Here is a 22,296-nt window from a genome sequence, read left to right as displayed (position 1 = left end):
AAAATAGGTGATACCTTTAAATGTCACTTCTTCTTCAAAATCTCATCATAATAAACATTGAATATAACATAAAGACTCGAACTTAATCAAAAGACTATTTACTTTGGACTAAACCCTAGATACTTTAACAGTGTAATTTTTTGATTTTATTTTAATTATTAAAACTCATCCAAATCAATCATTTCTCCAAGCTTATAATCCCATTCTGGAGGTTCAAATGGAAACAGTCCATTACAAGGGCAAAATGTTAATTCAGAAAAATAAACTTTCCCTTTTACTTCATATAAATCAACACGTAAAAATTTCATTCCTTGAGATAATTTTTCTGCTAAACAAATCATTTCTTCGAAGCATTTTGGCTTCTCTGGCAACTCTTTAAACGGCTGATAATCATTTCTATAAAACGGTGACAATTTCCAATCTAAAGTTGCAAAACTTATTCTTGCATAAGTATGATTAGTTAAATTTTTAGAAACATAAAGAAATTTTGGTTTCCCATTAAAGCAGAAAAACTTGTAATCAGTCAGCCCGATATCATGTTCACTTTCTTGACCATCAACCATATACTTTTCTGCAATGATTCTAGGTTTAACATTTTTATATGGCCATTCACGACCAACATAATAGAAATTCCTTTTCAAGCATTTGTTGATTTTTTTTCTAGCCTCATCAACATCTAAACAACTTTTATCACGACAAATAACCAATCCCCCAGAATCATGTGTGCATTTCAAAACAAATTGATCCGGTAACTTTGAAAAATCAATGTCATCAAAGCTTTCCCACACGCTTAATGTTGGTATTATATGTTCTTCACCAATCTTATCCTTCACATAGCCCTTTGCCTCATGCTTATCCACCATGGAGGTATATACGGGTTTACGATCATATAATTTTAACCACTGTAACTTTTCATTAAACGACATCGGGGTATCGAGGTTCAAATGTTTTCTAGCTCTCAATCTATACATAATCATGATATAATTTTTATCAGGAATCATTCTTCCTATCGGCGAATAAAACACCTTCAAAATTGCGTCTTTAACGGTAATCGCAATCTTACTTCTATTTTTTTTACCCGATGATCTCCTTAACAACATTTCTCCACTCTCCAGCTATTTTTTCAGCATCAAATCTTGATAAGCTTTTTTTTGCTTTTTTCGCCATGTTTTCCATATTACTTTTATTTCTGGCCGCATAAACCAATTTTTCTGCTAAAGATTTATAATCGTCATTATTTGCTAATAAACAAACCTGTCCATTCTCAGATAAAAGTTTTGCTCCACCCGGCGAACAGTCAGATGCAATACAAGGAATTTCAGCCATCATAGCTTCAATCATAATATTAGGAATTCCTTCTGATCTTGATGGTAAAACAAATAATTCCGCATTGTTATTTTTTTCTATAACTCCAGATACTGGAGGAAGAATTTCAACCTTATCTTCAATTCCATTCTCCAAAACTAATTTATTTAGGGACTCTTTTTCTTCTCCCTCACCATATATTTTTAACCTATACTTTGCTTCAAACTTTATCATTTCAGCGAAAGCTTGTATTAATATGTCAAATCCCTTTCTGTGCTGAAATCTCCCCGCCGTAAATATATAACTTTCTCTATTCACTATATTTAGGGAACTAGTCTCCAGATTTCGAGATAATGCCGGATTAGGAATTACAGTAGATTTTGAATCAACTATACCCCCATAATAATTTCTAGCTTCTTTAGTTTGAAACACAACATAACCTATTTTCTTATAAATTCGCCTCAATAAAAATTGCCAATATCTTGGGTTTTCATAAGGATCTGCCCTTTCAGAAAATAGAATTTGGTTTGATTTATTTGCCATAGCTATTCTGGATGCTAATAAAACTCGCAAATCAAAACAAATCAACAAATCAGGTTTTACCGATTTGACTTGATACTTTATTTCACTAATAAGCTTATTGGTATCCTTAAATCCTCTAATAACCTGCTTACTTATTATTGGCAAAGTGGAATAACATTCGGTTTCTATCACAGCTATATTAGCATCAACTGGCAATGTGCGCCTATTCTTTTGCAATAATAGCAGGGTCACTGAATACTCTTTTATTAAGCAGTTTGAAACAAATGCTATTATTTTTTCTGCCCCTCCACTGCCGAGGGATGGATGAATAATCAATATTCTTTTTTTAGACATCTTTAGCTCCTAACCTCCGCGTCCTATTTTTTTGTTGGAATTCCAACATACTTACCATATTCTTTTGTGTTCAACATACTTACCATATTCTTTTGTGTTCAACATAACTATAGTTATATCTGTTCTATATGGACGCTATATTAATCAGATAATTATCTTCAATAATAATTTTCCCTCAATTTACAACAAAGTCTCTCTCTGTAATATAAGTTCCTTACCGTATTGTAATATTGTTTGCTACTACAATACTAACACCTGATGAGGATACCCCATTTTCTTTGCCTTTAAAAAGGAGCTCTGTATTACAAACCGATATACATTTATTTATAAATCTCCTTAGTAAAATAGTTTCGAAGAATAAAAATATACTATTCATTTTCTAAACTCATTAATTTGATGCCTTTCCCCGTTCTTGTTTCAGTCTCCTCTCTTTGTACATTATCATTGCGGGAAACAAAAACGGTAAATAATAAATTCCTAAACTTGAAAAAGAAACCATAGCCATATCAAGTGTTAATTTCATCACAATCATAGTAATACAAAAAATATATATTGATTCTTTGTCTTGATATACTCGTTTACGCTGCCCACAAAAAAATCTTAGTGACTTCAATGATATTCCGTAAAATAAAGCCAATCCAATTACCCCAAAACCGTTTAAAATCTCAACGAAATTATTATGGGAATAATATCTTGCATTGTTGATAAATTGAAAATAATTCATACCGCCACCGAATATAGGGCTGTTCCAAAATGATTTTAATCCCATAACAATTAAGTCTTTCCTAATTGATGTTGATTGAGCTGCTGTTACTGCTGTTCCAATTCCAAACGATGCTAGCATATCCACAATCCTATAACCAACCGTGTTATAGAGTTCTGGTACATTAAAAACAGCATAGATTCCAACTATAATGATAATTGGAAAGATAAAGTACTTTAACGGTTTCTTGTACAGAAACATAATCATAATAAATGATATTAATATGACCAACATGCCTTTTTTTGATCCCGTCATCAACATACAGACCAATGCCACTAAACAACATATAATTCCAAAAATATCCCTTTTTTTCTTTATCGCCACTGTATAAATAACGGGTAGATACATCATTGCGAAACACGTTGCAACTGTATTTACATTACCACTAAGTGCATCCCCAAATCTCGTTCCAAATGAAATATTACTAAAATTAATAGTATTAGCATATATATATATAGCAGTTGCAAAAATGCCAATTTTACACGACGTTGCTATTATATTAACAAGTTCTTCTGTTGATGGTATAGACAAACACATTATTGATATGCACACTAGCAAAACACCATTAAATCCAACAAAATCCCAATTAAATGATCCTGCTCGCAAAAATATTAGCCCATATATTTCAAATACTATAAAATTAGCTACAATCCACCAAATCACTCTGCAATTAATTATAGCATTTGAATATATTTTCCCATTTATAATAGTTATCACTGTTAATGCTATTATTACTATCCCTGAAGCCAATAATAAATCCAGGCTATTCTCTTCCCAAAAAACCGTCGAGGAAAAAAGAAATAGCGCAAACGCCGCCTTAATTATTGCATATTTTCTTTTATTTTTATTTATACGAATAATCATGACTTCATGACCCTTTCTATTAATCTAACCTCATCTTGAACTGTATTATCCTTATAGTATTTCTTGTGCTTAATGCATCTGCTTTTGTCTGGCGTGAAATCAGAAAGAGAATTGTTATCATCATCATTATTGATATAATATACGTTATCAAATGCTCCAAATATTTCATGACATACAGGTATATCAGAAGTAATTAATGGAATTCCAAAAGCAGCCATTTCACACATCATTAATCCTTGTGCATCTGTTCTTGTAGGCATCAATGCGAATCTTGATGCTTGTAGGATGTCAACAATTTCTTTATGACTCAATGTCTTGTTTTCCCAATCTAAATTTGCTGCTTTTTCATAATGACTAAAAAATTTACCTTTCCCTATAACAAGGAATTTTTTCTCAGGTGTATTTTTAGCTATCTGGTTTACAACATCAATTGAATATTTTGATCCATCAATATTACTTCTTATTGTCACAAAATCATATTTCTTTTCTCCTTTTGGCATGAAAACAAGATTTTCAAAATCTTTACCAATACTGTTATAAGTAATTGAGCTACGTCCATTTAAAACCTCAGGTTCAATTTTAGTCCACTTTAAAAACTCTTCTTTCATCCAATTACTCACAAAAACAAAATATGATTTTTCTTCAATAGATGGAAGATAATATCTCCACACACTCAATTTAAAGGAATCATATACGTTTTGCACAAATGCTTTAATTTTACTTTTTCTAACATAACTATATGGTTTTGAGTAAACCATATTACATCGCAACACTTCATGTCCATGATAGAAAAATATAAATTTCCTAAAATGATTTCCGTATAATTTCAAAAATATGAAGTGATTACGTATATTAGTAGCGTGCAGTATTAAAACATCATAATCCTCCTTGTATTTTTTGTAAGATTCCAAACCAATTACTTTTATTCCTTCAATAACATAGTCCTCAATAGCTCGAAAACTAAGCACTGTAACATCAATTCCATGTTCTAAATAATATATATTACGCGTATGTATATACATCAAGGTTACCTTTCCATTGTTATCTGGATAATCTGCTGTTGTCACAAGAACTCTCATAGATAAATTTCCTCCACTATATCGCACCAAGAACGATGTCTTTGCTTTCTTAAAACAGAATACTTTTTGCTAATTTTTGTAGTATCTTTTTACATAAATCAACTTTTTAATAACCAAACAGCAAATTTGACCAAGTAAAAAAGATAGCCACTACCCTATTCTTTTAAACTACTTCCTTAAGTTGCAAGATATTCTCCAATTTCCTTATCAATGATAGGAGATTTTTTATTATTAATCATATCTACTTTTTCTTCGATAATATCAAATGCTGGAATGAAAGAACATAATTAGAAAAGCTAAATACCTAGTTCCTACTATTGTTAATTTTATCTCTTAGTTGTCCCCTACTTTATCTTAAATATTTTTAAGAACACCCAGTAACATATATGAAATGTTGAGCGAATAATTGACAGATGTTCGATCTCTCTGTATAATTGCCAATGATACTTAATTAATCCTATTTTATTACTCGATATAGAATTTGTTCTAACTCTATACCTCATCAAAACTTCTGACATTCCGTAAATATGCTTTTCTTTCTTAAGTATCTGTAACCATAAAGCATCATCATTTCGTTTTCGTATATTAGGAACAGTAAATTTTCCTAGTCTCTCAACATCATACATAACAGTCGAATTACCTATAGGACAACTTAACAAAACTCCATTATAGTCGGTTTTTATTTTTGTCTGAATCTTTTTATTTAAAAGGTTTCCTATCTCATCAATCTGTTCATAAGCAGTACATGTGAATGCATAATTGTTCTTTTTCATGAAATATAACTGTCGTTCTAACTTATCCTCAGTCCATAAATCATCACTATCCAAGAAAGCATTATATTTACCTTTTGCCAACTCCATAGCTTTTGTTCTTGCTCTTGCAGCTCCTGAGTTCGATTCAAACAGATAGTATTTAATTCGACTATCTACTTTGGAATATTTAGCTACAACTTCTTTTGTGTTATCGGTAGAGCAATCATCAAGAATAATCATTTCCCAATTCTGATATGACTGATTAAGTACGGATTCTATTGTTTCACTAATAAATTTACCACAATTATATGTTGGTGTTATTATTGAAATTAAATCTTCCATTACATATTTACCTCACTTTTATTTACAGTTACTTTTTCAAAAGTATTTTTATTGTCCCTCTTAATAACAGCTATCACAGTCCTAATCATTGTCATAACTTCTCCCCAAAAACTAAATTCTTCTATACTTGTTAAGTTATATTTCATCTTCTCAGGTAGCACTTCTTTTAAATAGGTTTCATCAATATTATCAGAATTAGACAATAGCAGTTCTTCATTTTTATATTGGATGCTCGCCTCTGAAGTCACTCCAGCCGGTAAAAGTAGCGTGGCTATCATCACATCTGTATATCTCTCAACATATTTAGAAACTTCTGGTCTTGTCCCTACAAAACTCATATCACCAGAGATAATGTTAAATAATTGTGGGAATTCATCCAGTCTAAATTTCCTTAAGATTGTTCCAGTCTTAGTGATCCTATTATCATTTTTTGTAGTTACCTGTGTGCCAATCTTGTCAGCATTATTTACCATAGTTCTGAACTTAAATATCCTAAATTCTTTCCCGTATTGTGTTACTCTAATTTGACGAAACATGATCGGTCCTTTTGAGTCTAATTTGATAGCAATACTAATAATAATAAATGCAGGGGAAAGAACAAAAAAAGTAAAAATAGCCACTACTATATCAAATATACGTTTAGTAAATAAGTTGAAGCGTTTTTTATATAAAACCTCATAATACTTTTTAACCTTTTCATTTTTCATATCTTCGGGTAAATCGTCCCATTTTTTTAATATCATTTCGTTCCCTAACCCCTTCAACAAAATTCTATGTTTCAAACCAATACATTCTTCATAATTGACAAAAAACATTTACTAATATATATAATAAGTCTTACTCTGCATCTGAAGTAACAGTTACTTCTAAACTAACATTTCTATTTTTTCTAAGAATTTCTTTTAAACCACTAGTCACATACTCAACTTCCTCATTCGTAAGCAAAGTATGAAGTGGTAATGTAATCTCATTCTTATACATATCAAATACATTCGGATAATCTTTTATATCAAATCCAAAATTCTTATATGCTGTATGCATAGGTAACGGCTTGTAATGAACATTAGTTGCAATTCCCTTCTCAGCCATTTTTACAATTACATCATTTCTATACTCTTCATCTTTTCCAGTTAATCTAACTAAATATAAATGTCCACTTGATGATGACTCATCATCAAAATGTTTTAAGCTTACAATACCACTACCTTCTAAAGCTTTATCATACATTTCGATAATTTCTTTTCTTCTTTTCAATATCTCAGGATATCTCTGTAATTGCACTAATCCCAGAGATGCCATTAGATCTGTCATATTACACTTATAAGCCGGATAAACAATATCATATTCCCATGCCCCTAGCTTTGTCTTGGCTAATGCATCCTTTGACTGGCCATGAAGGGATAGTAACATAAATTCTTTATATATCTCTTCATTATCAAAACCAGGAATATCTCTCCAAGTAACTGCTCCACCCTCAGCAGTAGTTAAATTCTTTACTGCATGGAATGAGAAGCATGTGAAATCTGCAACTTCTCCGCTCTGTTTTCCTTTAAAAGTAGCGCCAAATGAATGGGCTGCATCAGCTAATACAATCACTCTATCAAATGCCTTTTGTAAATCATTTGATGGAGTGAACAGTTCTTTTTTGCTGTTAACTACTTCGAATACCTTATCATAGTCACACATTAGCCCTGCTATATCTACAGGAATAATTGCTTTTGTTTTCTCTGTAATGGCTTGACCCAACTTTTCATAATCCATTTGAAAGGAGTCTTTAACCGTATCCACAAGTACAATTTTCGCTCCAACATGATGGATAATACTTGCAGAGGCTGAATAGGTATAAGCTGAAGTGATAACCTCATCTCCTGGACCTACACCTAACAATCTAAGTGTCATCTCCATAGCCGCAGTAGCTGAGTTAAGACATACTGCTTTTGAAGTATTTGTATATTCAGCAATTTTCTTTTCCAATAATTTCGTTTTAGGTCCAGTTGTAATCCAGCCAGACTTTAAAGTATCTACAACCTCAGCTATTTCTGCTTCTGAAATATCTGGAGGAGAAAATGGTATTTTCATATGATGATTCTCCTTTCAAATTATGTAAGCATATGGGCTTATCTTTCAGAACGACGAGGGCGTCGCTCCCTACGAACCCTTTATGTATATTGCTACAAACACACTTCTACCTAAGTAATATCAACAGTTGCAAGGCTTCAAAACACACATTGGTTAGCCTGTATTCCACCCTATCACAACACTCACAACTATTGCCACTACTGTATTTAACCACGTCACTACTCACCCAAACTCCATTTCAACATTCATCGCAAATCAGGGCATAGCTCCGCCCATTCACATGAATCCCCATCATGCTACCCAGTATTATTCTATAACCTCGTCAGCTTCTAGTAGGGCCGAAACACCTACTAGAAGCTTTAGATTTTGTCTACCAATTCAATTCCTAAATCAATAACTCTTTCTTCACCTAAAAACTGTAACTTTACTTTAGCTCTACCTTTTCTTTTGTTTATGTCTTTGATCAAGCCTTCTAACCCAACCAGTGGGCCATCTACCACTTTCACCTGGTCATTTTCCTTGAATAGAATAGAGATCCCTATGTTCCCTTCTCTATTTTTAATAAGTATATTGAGTACTTCTAATTCTTCATCTTGAATCTTAAGTGGTTCCTCTTCATCTCTAAGTAGTTTAATTAAGCCAGGTGTATCTTTTATCTGATAGTACGTTTCAACAGTCATCTTGCTCTTTATAAGTACATAACCTGGAAACAACTTTCTTTTAACTTGATACCATTGTCCTGCTTTTCTTTCTCTAAGTTGCCTTGTTGGAATGATTACTTCCATTTCATTACCATATTCCGCATCAAGACTTTTTTTTACCTTCTCTTCTTGTCCCCCTAATACAAACAGAGCGTACCAAGCCTTCAAATCTTCATTACCCCACATATTTGTATATCCCCCTCAAAATTACATGACCCTATTCCGTAAAACAGGTAGTGTTTCTACAAAGATCTATGCAGTACACTACCTAAATAACTTCTCTTTGACTTTTTTTATTCAACTGTTACTGCCACTAGCTCAGTATTTTTTCTAATGTATGTTGGTACTAATTCTTCTACCTTATCGAAAATCATACTCTCTTCGTGTTCAGCTATATGTAATAAATACTCTATTTGACCTTTTAGTGTATCCAGATCAAAACGGGATGGTCGACCAATGAAGATTTTTTTATGTTTTGTTTCTTTTAAACCTTCTTCATCCATAAGAAGTTCTTCATACAGTTTTTCACCTGGTCTTAAACCAGTGACTTTGACTTCGATATCTTTATGAGGCTCTAGTCCAGATAATCTAATTAGCTGACAGGCTAAATCATAGATCTTAACAGGGCTGCCCATATTGAGGACAAAGATTTCGCCACCGTTTGCATAAGCTGCCGCTTGTAATACAAGTTGAGCTGCCTCTGGAATCAGCATAAAGTACCTTGTAATTTCCTCATGAGTAACTGTTACTGGTCCTCCATGCTTAATCTGTCTCTTAAACAATGGAATAACAGAACCATTACTTCCTAAAACATTACCAAATCGAACTGCCGCAAATTCTGTATTACTCTTTAGATTGATAGCTTGTATGATCATTTCACACATTCGCTTAGATGCGCCCATGATATTGGTTGGATTAACAGCTTTATCTGTAGATATTAGAATAAACTTCTCTACTTTATATTTATCAGCTATTTCAGCTGTATTTAACGTACCCATAACATTGTTTTTGATAGCCTCTGCTGGACTGTCCTCCATTAATGGCACATGCTTATGTGCTGCTGCGTGGAAAACAACTTCTGGTGAATAAGCATTAAAAATTTTATCTAATCTTCTTTTATCCCTTACTGAAGCTATTAATACTTTTAAATCTAAGTCCGGGTAGAGACCCTTTAATTCATTCTGTATATCGTATGCGTTATTTTCATAGATGTCCAAAATTATGAGATTTTTAGGTTTAAACCTTGCAATCTGTCGACATAATTCAGAACCAATAGAACCACCGCCACCTGTTACTAATACACATTTATTTGTCAGGTATTCTTCTATCTCTTCGTGGTCAAGTTTAACAGGTTCACGGCCTAACAAATCTTTTACATCAACATCTCTTACTTGATTGATACTAAAGCGATCAGATATAATCTCATCAATACTTGGCATCATTTTAATTTTAACACCGTTTTTTTGACAATACTCAATTATCTGTTTTTTAACTAGTCCACCTAAACTGGGAATCGCTACAATGACAACATCAATTTTTTTACCTTCTATAACTTTGATCATATCATTACGTGTTCCTTCTACGCGAAGGCCATATATGTACTTACCTAACTTCATAGGGTCATCATCAATAAAAGCTACTGGTTTAAAATCTGTTTTGTCACTCTTATTAAGTTCCCTCAATAAAAGAACACCGCCTGCTCCTGCACCAATGATTAAAGTGCGTTGCATATTTACTTTAGTATTAAGATTATAAGCTTTAATAATACGTCGATAAATTCTCAAAAAGCATCTAAAACCTAACACTAACACTAGAGTAAATATACCCCCTAATAGTATGGTTTTGAAGGATTGATCTAAATTAAGTAGGAAATATGGAATTAGAGTAAGAAGCCAGCCCGTTACACAGCCAATGAACCCTTTGATAAACTCATGGACTCCTGCCATATGCCAAAAGCTGCTGTACAACTTGAATAGGCTTAAAATGACTAACTGAATTAGAATAACTACCAAGATATAAAACATATATCGCTGAATACTATTTTCACTTAACTCCGCTACTTGAGTACTGAAAATTAAACCGGCAATATAAGCTACTAGAATGGATAGGATATCCATGCTTACTATTACCAGCGTTTTATAGATTCTTTTTAACTTCATATTAACCCCATCCTTAACCCCTGTCTCTAATTATCTATTTTATCACATTTACATATTTTTGCAATAGATAACCTGTTTTTCTTTCATTTTATCATTCTATTATAAATTATCACTCTTTCTACTATTTGCTATCATATATATTAACCAAAATACTCCAAATGCAATGAGAGCTCCTGTCATATCGACCGCTACATCGTATAACTGTGTACTTCTTCCCTCTACGAAATTTTGGTGTAACTCGTCAAATATAGCATAAAAAGCCACTATTAATATAGAAACTTTAAATATCCTTTTTGTTCCCCAATTAATTACTCTTAATAAAAAAATTAATGATAGCTCAAAAATAGAGTATATAAAAGCATGGGCATAGGTTCTAATTAAGCTGTTGTATTTTGATATATCTTCTTCATCAAACCAAAATAGTAATTTTTCAGTCACCCATAAAGACTGGCTATTAGAAACTTCTGCCGGTTTTGATGATAATATGAAAATCAGTACTGCAATTCCTACAGTAATAAATAAACTAATATAAAAAAGTACACATTTTTTACTTTTTAACATTTATATACCTCTCTAGTTTTTATAAGTATTCTTGACTATATTATCCTAGTTTAAACATAGTACCATATTTTACTATAAAAGAAAAGTGATTTGAGGTATAATACTCTCTTGCTTATTTTCAAAATTAATGATAGCAAAAGGATGTGATAAAGTTGTGATAAATAAACCTTGTATCGGCAATTTATATGAATTCTAAAAAAGGTATGCTGGATATCCTCCGCCATACCTTTTAGCTATACTATATTATATTACTAATTACCGCGCAGGTACTACTAATGCCATGCCAGGGAAAATCATATTAGGATCTTCAAGGCTATTTAACTGAGAAATTTCTTCCCAAGTTGTAGAGAATTGCTCTGCTATTTGCCATAATACATCATCACCTTGGACTACATAAGTGGTTGTATCAGCTGTCTCTACAGCTGCTTTCGTTTCAGCTTTTTCTTCTTCACTTACTTTTTTTAATAATAGATCCATTTCATCTACTAATTCTCCAAAGTAAACTAATACTGCATCAACAGGTTCAGATGAGTTCATATCTACTCCTGTAGCTTTTAGTACTTCGATTGGATAATCAGAGCCACCAGCTGCTAAGAATTCTAAGTAATTATCTACAGCGCCATCTTCTTCCGCTACGATATCATTAACAATCTTATAAGCTGCAGCCATAGAAGTTGCATACTTATAAACATAGAAATTCATATAGAAGTGAGGAATTCTTGACCAACCTACTTGAGCTGCTTCATCAACTGTATAAGCATCACCGAAATACTTGCCTAAAAGCTCTACCCATAAGCTGTTTAATGTATCAGAAGATACTGGTTCCCCAGCTTCAACCATTTCATGAATAGTCTTTTCAAATTCTGAGAACATAACTTGAACATAAATAGATCCACGTATGTTTTCAATTTGTTTATTTAATAAGAATAATTTTTCATCATCATCTTTAGCATTCTTAATTAAATAATCCATTACTAAGAATTCATTAACTGTAGATGCAACCTCTGCAGTAAAGATTGGATAATTTGCATTAAGATAATTTTGAGCTTCATTTGAATACTTTGTGTTCATTGCATGACCCATCTCATGTGCTAAAGTTAATGTTGAATCTAATGTATTATCATAGTTCATCAAGATGAATGGATGCATACCATATGTTCCCCATTGGTAACCACCTGTATATTTATTCTCATCTTCGTATACGTCTACCCATCTAGAGTTGATACCATTGTAAAAATCTTTTACGTATTGCTCACCGAGAGGATCCAGGCCTTTACCAATGATTTCAACACCATCATCATAAGGTAATACCATATTATAATCATTAACTAACGGAATGGATGTGTCGTAACCATGTAATTCCTCATAACCTAAAGCATCTTTTTTCATTTGATAGTATTTATGTAATGGTTCTAAATTATCATTAACTGCACTAACTAGGTTATCGTATACTGATTTTGGAACGAACTCGCTTGACAATGCTGCATCAATTGCAGAATCGTACTTCTTAATCTTTGCAGTAGCGACGTTTGACTTAACTTCTGTTATATAAATTTGTGATAATGCATTGTTATAGTCAGCATAACTTTCATAACGAGCTAAGTAGGCACGCTCTCTTAAATCTCTATCTGTTGAAGTATCAAGAATATTATAATACACACCTGGTGATAATACTAAATCATTTCCATCTGCGTCCTTGATTACAGGATATTCGTAATCACCATAAAGAACTTTATCAAAAATACTTCTTGGTGCACCCAATACTTCAGATAACCCTGAAAGAATAGCTTCTTCTTCTTCAGAAAGAATATGTTCTTTTTGCATAATGATTTGCTCTAAATATAATTTGTATTCTGCTAATTTAGGATCACTCAATACTGTAGCTAAAGTCGCTTCATCTAATGATAGTAACTCTGGCTCAACAAAGGATACAGCTTGTAAATACTCACTATATGCACTTCCAGCGATACTTGCCATCTCAGACGCATTGCTATCTGATTGATTAAGATCTAATGACAAATTAGCAAATACATAACCTTTTTCAATAATTTTAGATGCTTCAATATCTAACTCTATATAAGCTAATAGATTATCTACTGTGTTCAATTTTCCTTTGAACTCAGCTAATTTAGGTAGATAATCTTCTGTTAACTTTGTCATATCTGCTTCAAACAATTCTCTTGTATCATAGAACTCTGTTAAATTCCATTTATACTTCTCTTCTGCTTCGGAGCGTGTTATTAATGAATCCTCTGCATAAACCATTACTTGACTGAATAAGAACACTAATAACATGGCTAGGGCTAAAATTGAACTTCTTTTTTTACTTGACATCATAAAACAGATCCTCCTCTTTTTTTGTGTTTCATAAAACACACCTCAAAAAATTATGTAAAATGTTACTAATAAATAATATATGCTAGTATTATACTTTCATTTTTCTAAAAATTCAAGTATGTTTTTCTTTTGCTTAATTATTCTGTTATATAATTAAATTTACAAATTATCATTACTATACCAATAAATTCTTTGCTGATAACCAATGATTTTATTGATATTTAGAATACATAACTTAAATTTTCACCATATTACGAGTTAATATCTTAATATTTTTTCAAAAAAATATTAATTCAAATAAAAGAATCATGGCTTATGATATTCTTCATTTATCATATGCCATGATTTGTTAAGTTTTGTTAAGATTTTTATTGTTCTTTAATTGGATAGTATATATCGATATGAGAAAAGAATCTTTCCTCTTGCTTAGAAGGAATACTTGTTAGATGCTCTTCTAACCATTGATGATCTCCTTGGGAATACTTACTTTCGGTCAACCACTCATGAAGATTCTTCCATACTGAAGGTATCATATCACCTGTAACACCTCTTGTATTACTTACGGCATATATACCCCCTTCAAAAGTTTTAATCTTTATTTTTCCTGAAGCTTTCACGTTTTCATCCACTGTGGCCCATACTTCATAACCATACTCCGTATCGCCTTCTTCTGGGCATGGATTATTAAACCCAAAATAACGTGTTGTAAATAGTTGATCCAGCCCCTGCTCCTTAACCCATTTAATCATTTCATCCCATGCTTCATCCTCAGGTGTACTGCTTTTTTCTACTTGATACCAAGCTACTCTCATAGGTTTTACATGAATGAGACGCACATCTTCTATCTTTGAAATATTATCATTTGCCATATTTAATTCCTCCATATAATCGACTTTCAGTGATTCAGCTATCATCACTTTATCACTTTTATCCATTTGTTTTGTTTCTAGTTCTTGTGATTTTTCTATTAGCAGTCCTAAACCATTTGCACGAGTGTAACCTTTTTCTCTTAATAACGTCAAAAACTCTTTTATATACCATCCAAGAACACTTAATGCATGGACATCCTCATTAATCTTTTCCAATTGCTTTTCAAAGACATTAATAAGATCTGACATTTCCTGTGATGAGAATATCTTCTGAATATCTTTTATAGGTAGTTGTAACTTTCTAAGGAGTATGATTTGCTGTAGTCGATGTATAGCTTCATCGTCATAAGAACGATAGCCAGCTTCTCCTACCCGGATACTCTCTATTAAACCTATTTCTTCATAATAGCGTAATGTTCTACTGGTTATATCGAATTTTTTTGCAACATCACTAATCTTTTGTACTGAATTCATCTGATCACTCCTGCATTGGTTTTATATGAAGTACTTCATGGATTTATTGTAACACTTGACGTAACGATAAGGTCAATACTTATTTTAAATTAATTGGATATAATTTTCATTTATTCTATTCAACATGGGTAAAAAATTAATAGGATACTTATATCTATTAGATATAGGTAATCGATACCTATATAATAAAGTGCTAGAACTACATTCTAAATAATCTTGAATGTTAGTATATTAATAGTAAATCATCTTTCATATATATTAAACTCTTATTCCATATAACCTAAGAATAATAATTCATCGGAGGAGATTAAATGAAAAAATTCATTATTGTAGTCTCTGCTAAAAAAATTATTTGGATAGTGATTATTGTACTCTTCATCTGCTTTATGGGTTACTCCATCTATCTTTACTTTTATCAGCAGAAATATATCTTTACTGCAACTATGGAGGAACAGGACGCTGTTACTCAGTTGGAAATAGAGAATAAAAGACTAAAAGGAGCTTTAGATAGTATATTACCAGATGAAAAAAAAGTAATGTATGAGAATCCTTCTAGATTATATGGAGACAAAACTATCTCTTATGAAACATTTTCCTTATCTAAAGCTTTGGAAAAAGGGAAATCTATTGACTTTAATATTCTATTTAATGATGCCAATTACATGCGTCCCATGTATAAATCAAGGTGGAAGAGTGCTTATTACAGAGGCTGGTTATCACTCCCCTCCAAAGTTTCAGATGCCCATCATAAGATTTTTATTTTCCCTCTTGGTGCAAGTAGTAATTATGATTTTACAGGAGAACAGGGTGGCTTTTTAAATGTGAGAATAGACGCACATAGAAATAAAAATTTACTTGTATATAACTTTGATGTCAGCTCAGTAATACTATATGAAAATCAAGTGGCTCTAGTGGGAGAACCCAAAAGAACAGGTGCTCAAGTCATCTCTATTGTTCAGGATGATTTATTAGATGAAGTGACCAATGAGAAAGACTTACTCTTCCAACTTAGTACACCTGATGGTTATGAGATTGATTATATTGCTGGTGATGTTATCAAATATGCTTATTTAAAGAAGCGCATTGAAGAGAATACAGTGCAGGGTACTAGCACTGTTCCTGACTCTAATAGTACTATGACACTAGAAGAGCTAATGAAAGAAAATACGTTAATCAAAGAAGAGTTATCCTATTACATCCCTTTAGAAGATGACCTTTTTATTACAGAGCAAAAATGTAGAAATGCTTCATACCTTACTGTTTCAAAAGGAGTAAAGGATATCCCAATCATCATGGAAAAAGGTAATGCTATTGAGTTTAGCATCAACTACCAAGATAAAGAGTTTATAAGACCCATTTATGATCCTATATGGGGAGAAAATTATCAGAAAGGTTGGGCTTATGTTCCGACAAAAATCTGCGAAAATATGCATCTTCTATTCACAGTACCTGTTGATATCGATAACCAAGCTGACTTTTTTAGTAATATGACTCTCCATGAAGAGATTCCTTTAGTTAAAGAGAATAAATCTGGATTTCTTGTCTTTAATTTCACTCCTGAAAAGGTCATGAAATTAGATGATCAGATCATTATTGTTGGTATACCTGAAAGAAAAGGTGTGCATGTTATTACTATAGATCGAGATCAATTAATGGAGGACTCTAACTATATGATTCAACTTGTAACTCCTGATGATTTTGAGATTGATTATGAAATCCTAGTAAACTAATTAGATACAAAAAATCCCCCTTTGGCTTTATTATATAGATTATACCTATAAAACTTAAGGGGGATTTGATGCTATTTTATGACTGGTAAGTAATAGTCCAGTATCACTGTTTTTTGTCCATTATTTTTTGGTATTCCAAACCTCTGCTCGGTATAGACCTCACATGAATAATAATTTGACCAATCAACGTCATAGCCATTTTGCTTTACAGCATCAACAGTCAATCGATAAGTGTTAGGATAGATATCATACTCTTCTCCTTCAATCCAAGCTTTTGCAATAGTACCAGCAGGAATATCATAGGAACTATAACCTTCTGGTACCGGTATATCGGTATTCATAAACATCCCTACTAGGTATGTGAAAGTGCCATCTTCTTCACAGAAATCTCTCATATACCCTACAAAATTACTTGAGATCTCTCTAGGTATATAATCCCTCATATTTAAAAGTACATCATAAGTTCCATCAGAGAAGCATTGTTGCCATAGGGATGGTATTGTTTGATACTCTGTTTGATAGATAGGATTTACTTCTACAATTTTTGTTCTCATTTCTTTTCCAACAATCTTGTATGGTCCAAATTGGACAAACTCTATTTTGCTAAGTGTAGCCATTTTTTATCCTCCCTCTTTACACCATATTTCTTTTACTCACAATTGGTATCCATAGCTCATTTTGAGGTTGATGTCCTGGAGGGTAATAACATTCTATTGCAGGTAAATCAGCCAAAGAGTAGCCTGAAGTTGGAATCCAGTCTGTATATAATCTCTTCCAAACTTTTGGCAGATCAGCAATAGAACTAGCCTCAAAGACTGCCCATTGACTTTCAGGAAAATCTACTTTTTCCATATCTCCAGGTGGATCTGCTTCATGGGACACAGCTGTGTAATAAAGAAATTCATCATTTCTCCCCCAGCCTCCATCAGATAAGATTCCCAAAACACCATCAAAGGATTTACTAGAGTTCCTGTTTGCTAGATCTAATAACTTCGCCGCCATACCATTTTGACTAAGTTCTAACCAAATTCCTGGTACTGAACTAAAGGCTTTTTGTGTGTCAACACGATGTTTAATACCTACAGCCGAGAACTCATCTAGTTTCTCAATTCTATAGTCCATTTCTGCTCCTCCTATAATTGATAGCTGAAAGGACATCTTTGGATAGGCTTTTAGTCTTGCTCCATTCTTTCGCACAGCAATTGGCGTGGTCCCATGCAGCTTATTAAATGCACGCGTAAATGCTGAATGGGATTCATAGCCGTATTTCTGAGCAATTTCAATAACACTTTTGCTGCTTTGCTGTAGTTCAAATGCAGCCAGCGTTAAACGCCTACGCCTAATATACTCAGAAAGTGGTATCTCAGCCATGAATGTAAACATACGTTGAAAATGATAATTAGGACAACAAGCAATTCTGGCCACTTGCTTATAATCACATTCATCTGTCATATGATCTTCAATATAATCGATCGCTGCATTCATTCTATTAAGCCATTCCACTTACATCAACCCTTTCTAAATATAAGTTTAGCAGAAGAGAATATTTTAGCTATGCATTTCATGACAATAAAATGCATAGCTAAATTTTCATATAAAAGTCTTGTATTTAACATTGTATATATTATAGCATGATTGCAAAAACATACTGTCTGTAGAATATAAAAAAGTCATATCGTCTTAGTTATTATCTACTAAAACTATATGACCTTTATATACTAATCGGATTCATTATACTTCTGTATTGATATTTTATAGTACTTTTCGTCCCTAGGCTTAAGGATAGAGACTTCTTTCCACTGCTCATCTTTTTTTATGTATTCATGGAGTAAAACATCCTCTCCATTGGTTAATCTAATAAAATCAAACTTATATTCATTATCCTTATTACTGGCGTATACTTGAAGATAGTTGTTATCCATTTCCTCATCATCAAATGTTAAATCCATCTCGTACCAATTATTATATACAATATGCAAAAAGTACATGTGTTCATAATCCCACCCATGTAATGGGTGACATAAGTATACTTCTGGCGAATAATCTACAGATTTTATTCTCCAGCCAACTTTTTCATTATATTCAGTGGTAACAATTCCATAGTAGTATTCAAAATAGTTGGGCTGACCTTTATATTCACCTTTTTTATATGGATGACCTTTCAAAACTTCAATCTCCACGAAAAAATACTTTATATAATTAGGCGTATTAGGAGGCCGATAAGCAGGTGTTAGATGCAACAAGGTTATTGCTCCTGTTCCTTTAAAAGAATCTTTGAATTCTTCTAAAGTTATTTCCTCTTTTACATCTTCGCTGAGTAATCTATAGGCATAAGGATAGGGTTCATCCATCAATACTATAGAACCACACCCTGCTTGGTAGCCTCTCAAATTGGAAGTCTCTCTAAGGATTCATAATATGCTTGAACAACATCTTCTGCAGATTCATATTTTTCAGGAAAACCTTCAGGTATATATGGCGGAACTTCATCATCCTCTTTTAGACGTCTAAGATCATATTTTAACTTGAGTGCTGGTAATTTGGAAGGTCTTTCAAACCGTTCTCCTAATGCATATGATCTTTCACTATCATCATCTGTTAAGCTATTCTCTGGCGAACTTTCTTCATTCATATGTATGAATGCCCCCATCATCATCGGGCTCTTATTTAATGATATTAAATAGATAACTGTGATTGATAGAAGTATTATAGGTATAAATAGAATACCTATCAGCCTCTTCTTAATGCTTATAATCCGAATGAACATAGTACTACCCCCTCATATTAACTTATGATATGAAGGGGGTTAATAGACATTAGGAGAAACTAAACGAGATAATAAGTTAAGCTATAGCGATTATTGTTTATTTTGTAAATCTAAGCTATAATGTTAAAAAAAGTCAAGAGTATAATTACATAACAAGATATAATAGAACAGGAGCAGGTAGATGGTTTACTTTGAGATCACCCAGGAGATTATTGATTATATTGAGAAAAACCTATATGAGAATATAGAGCTTGATGCCATTGCTAAGCGAACTCATTTCTCACTTATGCAGGTTTATAGAATATTCAGCTTAGTTACGGGTATGACACTTAAGGAATATATAAGAACACGACGAATGACCAAAGCTCTATTGGACATAAAGTATTCAAAGGAGTCTATCCTCAATATTGCGTTAAGGAGCGGCTATACTACCCACGAATCCTTTTCGAGAGCCTTTGTTAAGCTATTTGGAATTCTACCTAATGAATATAGGAAAGCTTCCATTACTATAAATCCAGCATCTAAACCAGAAATAATGAAGAACTTTCTACATAAGGCTTCTCACGAAGCTACAAATACAGGCTTGTATGAGAAGAAAATAATCGATATCTTTTTTGTTACCAAACCAGCTATGAAATTCATAGGGAAGGTGAATGGAGATCATCTTCCACCAGAAAAATTCTATGATGATTGTATAGAGCAAGGAATAGAGAAAAGCTTCGCTAAAATACAAGATAGTCTTTTTTGCTGTGGCGCTTGTCTCAACCAGCCAAACCCATATGATATGCACATGTTCTGTATGGCTGTACCTATTGACTATGATGGTTTGATACCTGATAACCTGGAGAAATTTGATATTCAAGCTTCTGAATATGCTGTTTTCTACTGTAACTCGTACCCAATCGAGGAGCATGGGAGTGTCATTAAGTCAGCTTGGGATTCTGTTGCTTCATTTAACCCAGAAAACTATGGTTATTTATCTAATATGGAAAAGGCACCGATTATAGAAATTGATGATGAACTTGGGTATTTTCTACATATACCAGTTCAAAAAAGAGAGAATGAAAAGGAGGGGGATTTTACATGCCATATCCAGAAAGTTTAAAGAAGTCCTTAGAAAAATATCATATTGACCATGCTATTATAGAACAAATATATGAAGATTATGAAAACATAACAGATAAGTCCTCTAAGAAGGTAAAAATACCATTCATGAGACATGCTATGAAAATCTTAGATGAAAACCTGGATGATGATCAAAGATATGAAGTTATTGATGCTTGTGCATGTTGTTTAGGTGGGGCAAGGCAAAAAAATGTTAAGAAGTTCTCTAAGAGTATTAACGGGCAAAACATGACGCTATTAGAGAAGGTAGATGCACTGCGTGAGGCACATCCCTTTCAAAACTATGCAACTCGCTTAAATGAAGATGGAACTATAAGTGATGGTATCTATTATGAAGTAAACGGTAAATATAAATGTGCTTGCCCATGTCTCAACAAAGAAAAAATTAATGAACCTATTTCTTCTACTTATTGTTTGTGCTGTGCAGGTCATTTCCGTCATCATATTCAAGATGCTTTGGGTATTAAATTGAGAACTAAAGAAGTGGTATCTTCAGCAATTGAGAGTTTAGAGAATGAGCCTTGTGTTTTTACTTTTGAGATTATTGAGTAAGATTAAATAACCATTTGGAGAATCATCTCCAAATGGTTATTTTTATCATCATTATGCTTTTGTTATTTCTTTATAACCGGTATCCATAACTCTACATAAGCTACATCCTCGGTACCACCATAGATTTCTAATTCAGGTCCCTCAGCCTTCTCATAATCTGAAGTTGGAAGCCATTCTGTGTAGAAACGTTTATTAAGACTTCCAAATACGCTACTTATTTTATCCCAAGTAGTTTTTGGCGATGGGAAAATAGCCCATGTTTGGGCAGGTATTTTGACTTTCGTATAACCTTCTGTATTACTTTCATCATTAACAAAGGAGCATAACATATAGGGGAATGTATGATGATCGGCTTTTCTATAATTCATTACCCCATGAATTTTACATAGATCCTCACCAATAAATGAAGGTAACTTCCCAGCATCCTTATAAAGTCTTTCATAGGAACCATTTTGATGACACTGGGTCCATAATTGCCCTGGCTGAGTTAAATAGTTCGTATCACCTACTGTTGAGACTAATGCTTCAATACCAAATACCTCAAAGGAATCTTTCTTTTCGATTCTGTAATCCATTTCTTTTTCTCCTTTAATCGAAATTTGAAAGGATATACATGGATAGGCTTTAAGCTTAGCACCATCTTTGCGCGCCATTGATGGTGTTATACCATGAAGTGCTTGAAATGCTCTTGCAAATGAAACAGGTGATTCATAACCGTACTTCATAGCTACATCTATTACTTTAATATCACTGTTTTGAATCTCAAAGGCTGCTAATGTTAATCTTCTACGCCTTATATATTCGGCTAGGGATACATCTGTTATGAATGAAAACATCCTTTGAAAATTATAAGATGAACAACATGCTTTTTGTGCAACAACGTTCATATCAATTTCACCTGCTAGATTATCCTCAACATAATCTAATGCGCATTTCATTTTCTTTATCCAATCCATTGGTA

General features: G+C 32.8%; 20 protein-coding genes. 3 read left to right on the top strand and 17 right to left on the bottom strand.

Annotated elements, in window-relative coordinates:
- Positions 1 to 158: 158 nt before the first annotated feature.
- The 12 genes from C1Y58_RS22225 to C1Y58_RS22170 all read right to left on the bottom strand — a co-directional run bounded on the left by C1Y58_RS22225 (position 159) and on the right by C1Y58_RS22170 (position 15,161).
- Positions 159 to 1,100, bottom strand: coding sequence for an ATP-grasp fold amidoligase family protein (locus tag C1Y58_RS22225; RefSeq protein ID WP_105618958.1), 942 nt, complete (start codon positions 1,098 to 1,100; stop codon positions 159 to 161).
- Entirely contained in the window at positions 1,075 to 2,181 is a 1,107-nt protein-coding gene (locus C1Y58_RS22220) for a glycosyltransferase (protein WP_105618956.1), read from the bottom strand. Before C1Y58_RS22220 ends, C1Y58_RS22225 begins: the two co-directional genes overlap by 26 nt.
- Positions 2,182 to 2,569: 388 nt before the next feature.
- The gene (locus C1Y58_RS22215; RefSeq protein WP_105618954.1) at positions 2,570 to 3,808 is read right to left on the bottom strand and encodes an O-antigen ligase family protein; all 1,239 of its coding nucleotides are present in this window, start codon (positions 3,806 to 3,808) and stop codon (positions 2,570 to 2,572) included.
- On the bottom strand, positions 3,805 to 4,887 hold the full coding sequence (locus C1Y58_RS22210) for a glycosyltransferase family 4 protein (protein WP_105618952.1): 1,083 nt from the start codon (positions 4,885 to 4,887) through the stop codon (positions 3,805 to 3,807). Before C1Y58_RS22210 ends, C1Y58_RS22215 begins: the two co-directional genes overlap by 4 nt.
- Before the next feature lie 344 nt (positions 4,888 to 5,231).
- Positions 5,232 to 5,981, bottom strand: coding sequence for a glycosyltransferase family 2 protein (locus C1Y58_RS22205; RefSeq protein WP_105618950.1), 750 nt, complete (start codon positions 5,979 to 5,981; stop codon positions 5,232 to 5,234).
- A complete protein-coding gene (locus tag C1Y58_RS22200) occupies positions 5,981 to 6,724 on the bottom strand; it encodes a sugar transferase (protein ID WP_105618948.1) in 744 nt (247 codons plus the stop codon). Before C1Y58_RS22200 ends, C1Y58_RS22205 begins: the two co-directional genes overlap by 1 nt.
- Positions 6,725 to 6,818: 94 nt before the next feature.
- A complete protein-coding gene (locus C1Y58_RS22195) occupies positions 6,819 to 8,060 on the bottom strand; it encodes a DegT/DnrJ/EryC1/StrS family aminotransferase (protein ID WP_105618946.1) in 1,242 nt (413 codons plus the stop codon).
- A 359-nt stretch (positions 8,061 to 8,419) separates the two neighbouring features.
- Positions 8,420 to 8,947, bottom strand: coding sequence for an antiterminator LoaP (gene loaP / locus C1Y58_RS22190; RefSeq protein WP_105618944.1), 528 nt, complete (start codon positions 8,945 to 8,947; stop codon positions 8,420 to 8,422).
- A 107-nt stretch (positions 8,948 to 9,054) separates the two neighbouring features.
- On the bottom strand, positions 9,055 to 10,920 hold the full coding sequence (locus tag C1Y58_RS22185; protein ID WP_105618942.1) for a nucleoside-diphosphate sugar epimerase/dehydratase: 1,866 nt from the start codon (positions 10,918 to 10,920) through the stop codon (positions 9,055 to 9,057).
- A gap of 99 nt (positions 10,921 to 11,019) precedes the next feature.
- A complete protein-coding gene (locus C1Y58_RS22180) occupies positions 11,020 to 11,481 on the bottom strand; it encodes a VanZ family protein (protein ID WP_105618940.1) in 462 nt (153 codons plus the stop codon).
- A gap of 255 nt (positions 11,482 to 11,736) precedes the next feature.
- The gene (gene pepF / locus C1Y58_RS22175) at positions 11,737 to 13,818 is read right to left on the bottom strand and encodes an oligoendopeptidase F (protein ID WP_105618938.1); all 2,082 of its coding nucleotides are present in this window, start codon (positions 13,816 to 13,818) and stop codon (positions 11,737 to 11,739) included.
- 368 nt (positions 13,819 to 14,186) lie between these two features.
- Entirely contained in the window at positions 14,187 to 15,161 is a 975-nt protein-coding gene (locus C1Y58_RS22170; protein WP_105618936.1) for a MerR family transcriptional regulator, read from the bottom strand.
- Between the two features lie 311 nt (positions 15,162 to 15,472).
- Between C1Y58_RS22170 and C1Y58_RS22165 the strand changes: the two genes are divergently transcribed.
- Positions 15,473 to 16,891, top strand: coding sequence for a hypothetical protein (locus C1Y58_RS22165; RefSeq protein WP_105618934.1), 1,419 nt, complete (start codon positions 15,473 to 15,475; stop codon positions 16,889 to 16,891).
- Between the two features lie 71 nt (positions 16,892 to 16,962).
- Here C1Y58_RS22165 and C1Y58_RS22160 read toward each other — a convergent pair whose 3' ends face one another.
- From C1Y58_RS22160 to C1Y58_RS22145, 4 genes are all read right to left on the bottom strand, one after another.
- Positions 16,963 to 17,508: a GyrI-like domain-containing protein gene (locus tag C1Y58_RS22160; RefSeq protein ID WP_105618932.1), complete on the bottom strand. Its 546-nt coding sequence runs from the start codon at positions 17,506 to 17,508 to the stop codon at positions 16,963 to 16,965.
- A 16-nt stretch (positions 17,509 to 17,524) separates the two neighbouring features.
- Positions 17,525 to 18,394, bottom strand: a complete 870-nt coding sequence (locus C1Y58_RS22155) for an AraC family transcriptional regulator (RefSeq protein ID WP_170311667.1) — start codon at positions 18,392 to 18,394, stop codon at positions 17,525 to 17,527.
- 215 nt (positions 18,395 to 18,609) lie between these two features.
- A complete protein-coding gene (locus C1Y58_RS22150) occupies positions 18,610 to 19,281 on the bottom strand; it encodes a hypothetical protein (RefSeq protein ID WP_105618930.1) in 672 nt (223 codons plus the stop codon).
- Positions 19,278 to 19,658, bottom strand: a complete 381-nt coding sequence (locus C1Y58_RS22145; protein WP_105618928.1) for a hypothetical protein — start codon at positions 19,656 to 19,658, stop codon at positions 19,278 to 19,280. Before C1Y58_RS22145 ends, C1Y58_RS22150 begins: the two co-directional genes overlap by 4 nt.
- A gap of 181 nt (positions 19,659 to 19,839) precedes the next feature.
- On the opposite strand from C1Y58_RS22145, the gene C1Y58_RS22140 reads away from it, so the two are divergent.
- The gene (locus tag C1Y58_RS22140) at positions 19,840 to 20,763 is read left to right on the top strand and encodes a helix-turn-helix domain-containing protein (RefSeq protein WP_105618926.1); all 924 of its coding nucleotides are present in this window, start codon (positions 19,840 to 19,842) and stop codon (positions 20,761 to 20,763) included.
- The gene (locus tag C1Y58_RS22135) at positions 20,742 to 21,335 is read left to right on the top strand and encodes a hypothetical protein (RefSeq protein ID WP_105618924.1); all 594 of its coding nucleotides are present in this window, start codon (positions 20,742 to 20,744) and stop codon (positions 21,333 to 21,335) included. The genes C1Y58_RS22140 and C1Y58_RS22135 overlap by 22 nt, the downstream gene beginning before the upstream one ends.
- A gap of 62 nt (positions 21,336 to 21,397) precedes the next feature.
- Here the strand turns inward: C1Y58_RS22135 and C1Y58_RS22130 are convergent, their stop codons facing one another.
- Positions 21,398 to 22,291 (bottom strand): AraC family transcriptional regulator, encoded by an 894-nt coding sequence (locus tag C1Y58_RS22130; RefSeq protein ID WP_105618922.1) that lies wholly within the window; start codon positions 22,289 to 22,291, stop codon positions 21,398 to 21,400.
- Between the last annotated feature and the right edge of the window lie 5 nt (positions 22,292 to 22,296).

The organism is Vallitalea okinawensis (assembly GCF_002964605.1).
Classification (GTDB): domain Bacteria; phylum Bacillota; class Clostridia; order Lachnospirales; family PQDH01; genus Vallitalea_A; species Vallitalea_A okinawensis.
This window is presented reverse-complemented; position numbering and strand designations above follow the sequence as displayed.

Bases quoted from the DNA above. Each gene is read 5' to 3' on its own strand.
- loaP (WP_105618944.1), bottom strand. From the start codon at position 8,947: ATGTGGGGTAATGAAGATTTGAAGGCTTGGTACGCTCTGTTTGTATTA.
- C1Y58_RS22140 (WP_105618926.1), top strand. From the start codon at position 19,840: ATGGTTTACTTTGAGATCACCCAGGAGATTATTGATTATATTGAGAAA.
- pepF (WP_105618938.1), bottom strand. From the start codon at position 13,818: ATGATGTCAAGTAAAAAAAGAAGTTCAATTTTAGCCCTAGCCATGTTA.
- C1Y58_RS22145 (WP_105618928.1), bottom strand. From the start codon at position 19,658: ATGTTCATTCGGATTATAAGCATTAAGAAGAGGCTGATAGGTATTCTA.
- C1Y58_RS22205 (WP_105618950.1), bottom strand. From the start codon at position 5,981: ATGGAAGATTTAATTTCAATAATAACACCAACATATAATTGTGGTAAA.
- C1Y58_RS22210 (WP_105618952.1), bottom strand. From the start codon at position 4,887: ATGAGAGTTCTTGTGACAACAGCAGATTATCCAGATAACAATGGAAAG.
- C1Y58_RS22220 (WP_105618956.1), bottom strand. From the start codon at position 2,181: ATGTCTAAAAAAAGAATATTGATTATTCATCCATCCCTCGGCAGTGGA.
- C1Y58_RS22180 (WP_105618940.1), bottom strand. From the start codon at position 11,481: ATGTTAAAAAGTAAAAAATGTGTACTTTTTTATATTAGTTTATTTATT.
- C1Y58_RS22135 (WP_105618924.1), top strand. From the start codon at position 20,742: ATGCCATATCCAGAAAGTTTAAAGAAGTCCTTAGAAAAATATCATATT.
- C1Y58_RS22200 (WP_105618948.1), bottom strand. From the start codon at position 6,724: ATGATATTAAAAAAATGGGACGATTTACCCGAAGATATGAAAAATGAA.
- C1Y58_RS22195 (WP_105618946.1), bottom strand. From the start codon at position 8,060: ATGAAAATACCATTTTCTCCTCCAGATATTTCAGAAGCAGAAATAGCT.
- C1Y58_RS22170 (WP_105618936.1), bottom strand. From the start codon at position 15,161: ATGAATTCAGTACAAAAGATTAGTGATGTTGCAAAAAAATTCGATATA.
- C1Y58_RS22225 (WP_105618958.1), bottom strand. From the start codon at position 1,100: ATGTTGTTAAGGAGATCATCGGGTAAAAAAAATAGAAGTAAGATTGCG.
- C1Y58_RS22185 (WP_105618942.1), bottom strand. From the start codon at position 10,920: ATGAAGTTAAAAAGAATCTATAAAACGCTGGTAATAGTAAGCATGGAT.
- C1Y58_RS22215 (WP_105618954.1), bottom strand. From the start codon at position 3,808: ATGATTATTCGTATAAATAAAAATAAAAGAAAATATGCAATAATTAAG.
- C1Y58_RS22160 (WP_105618932.1), bottom strand. From the start codon at position 17,508: ATGGCTACACTTAGCAAAATAGAGTTTGTCCAATTTGGACCATACAAG.
- C1Y58_RS22165 (WP_105618934.1), top strand. From the start codon at position 15,473: ATGAAAAAATTCATTATTGTAGTCTCTGCTAAAAAAATTATTTGGATA.
- C1Y58_RS22130 (WP_105618922.1), bottom strand. From the start codon at position 22,291: ATGGATTGGATAAAGAAAATGAAATGCGCATTAGATTATGTTGAGGAT.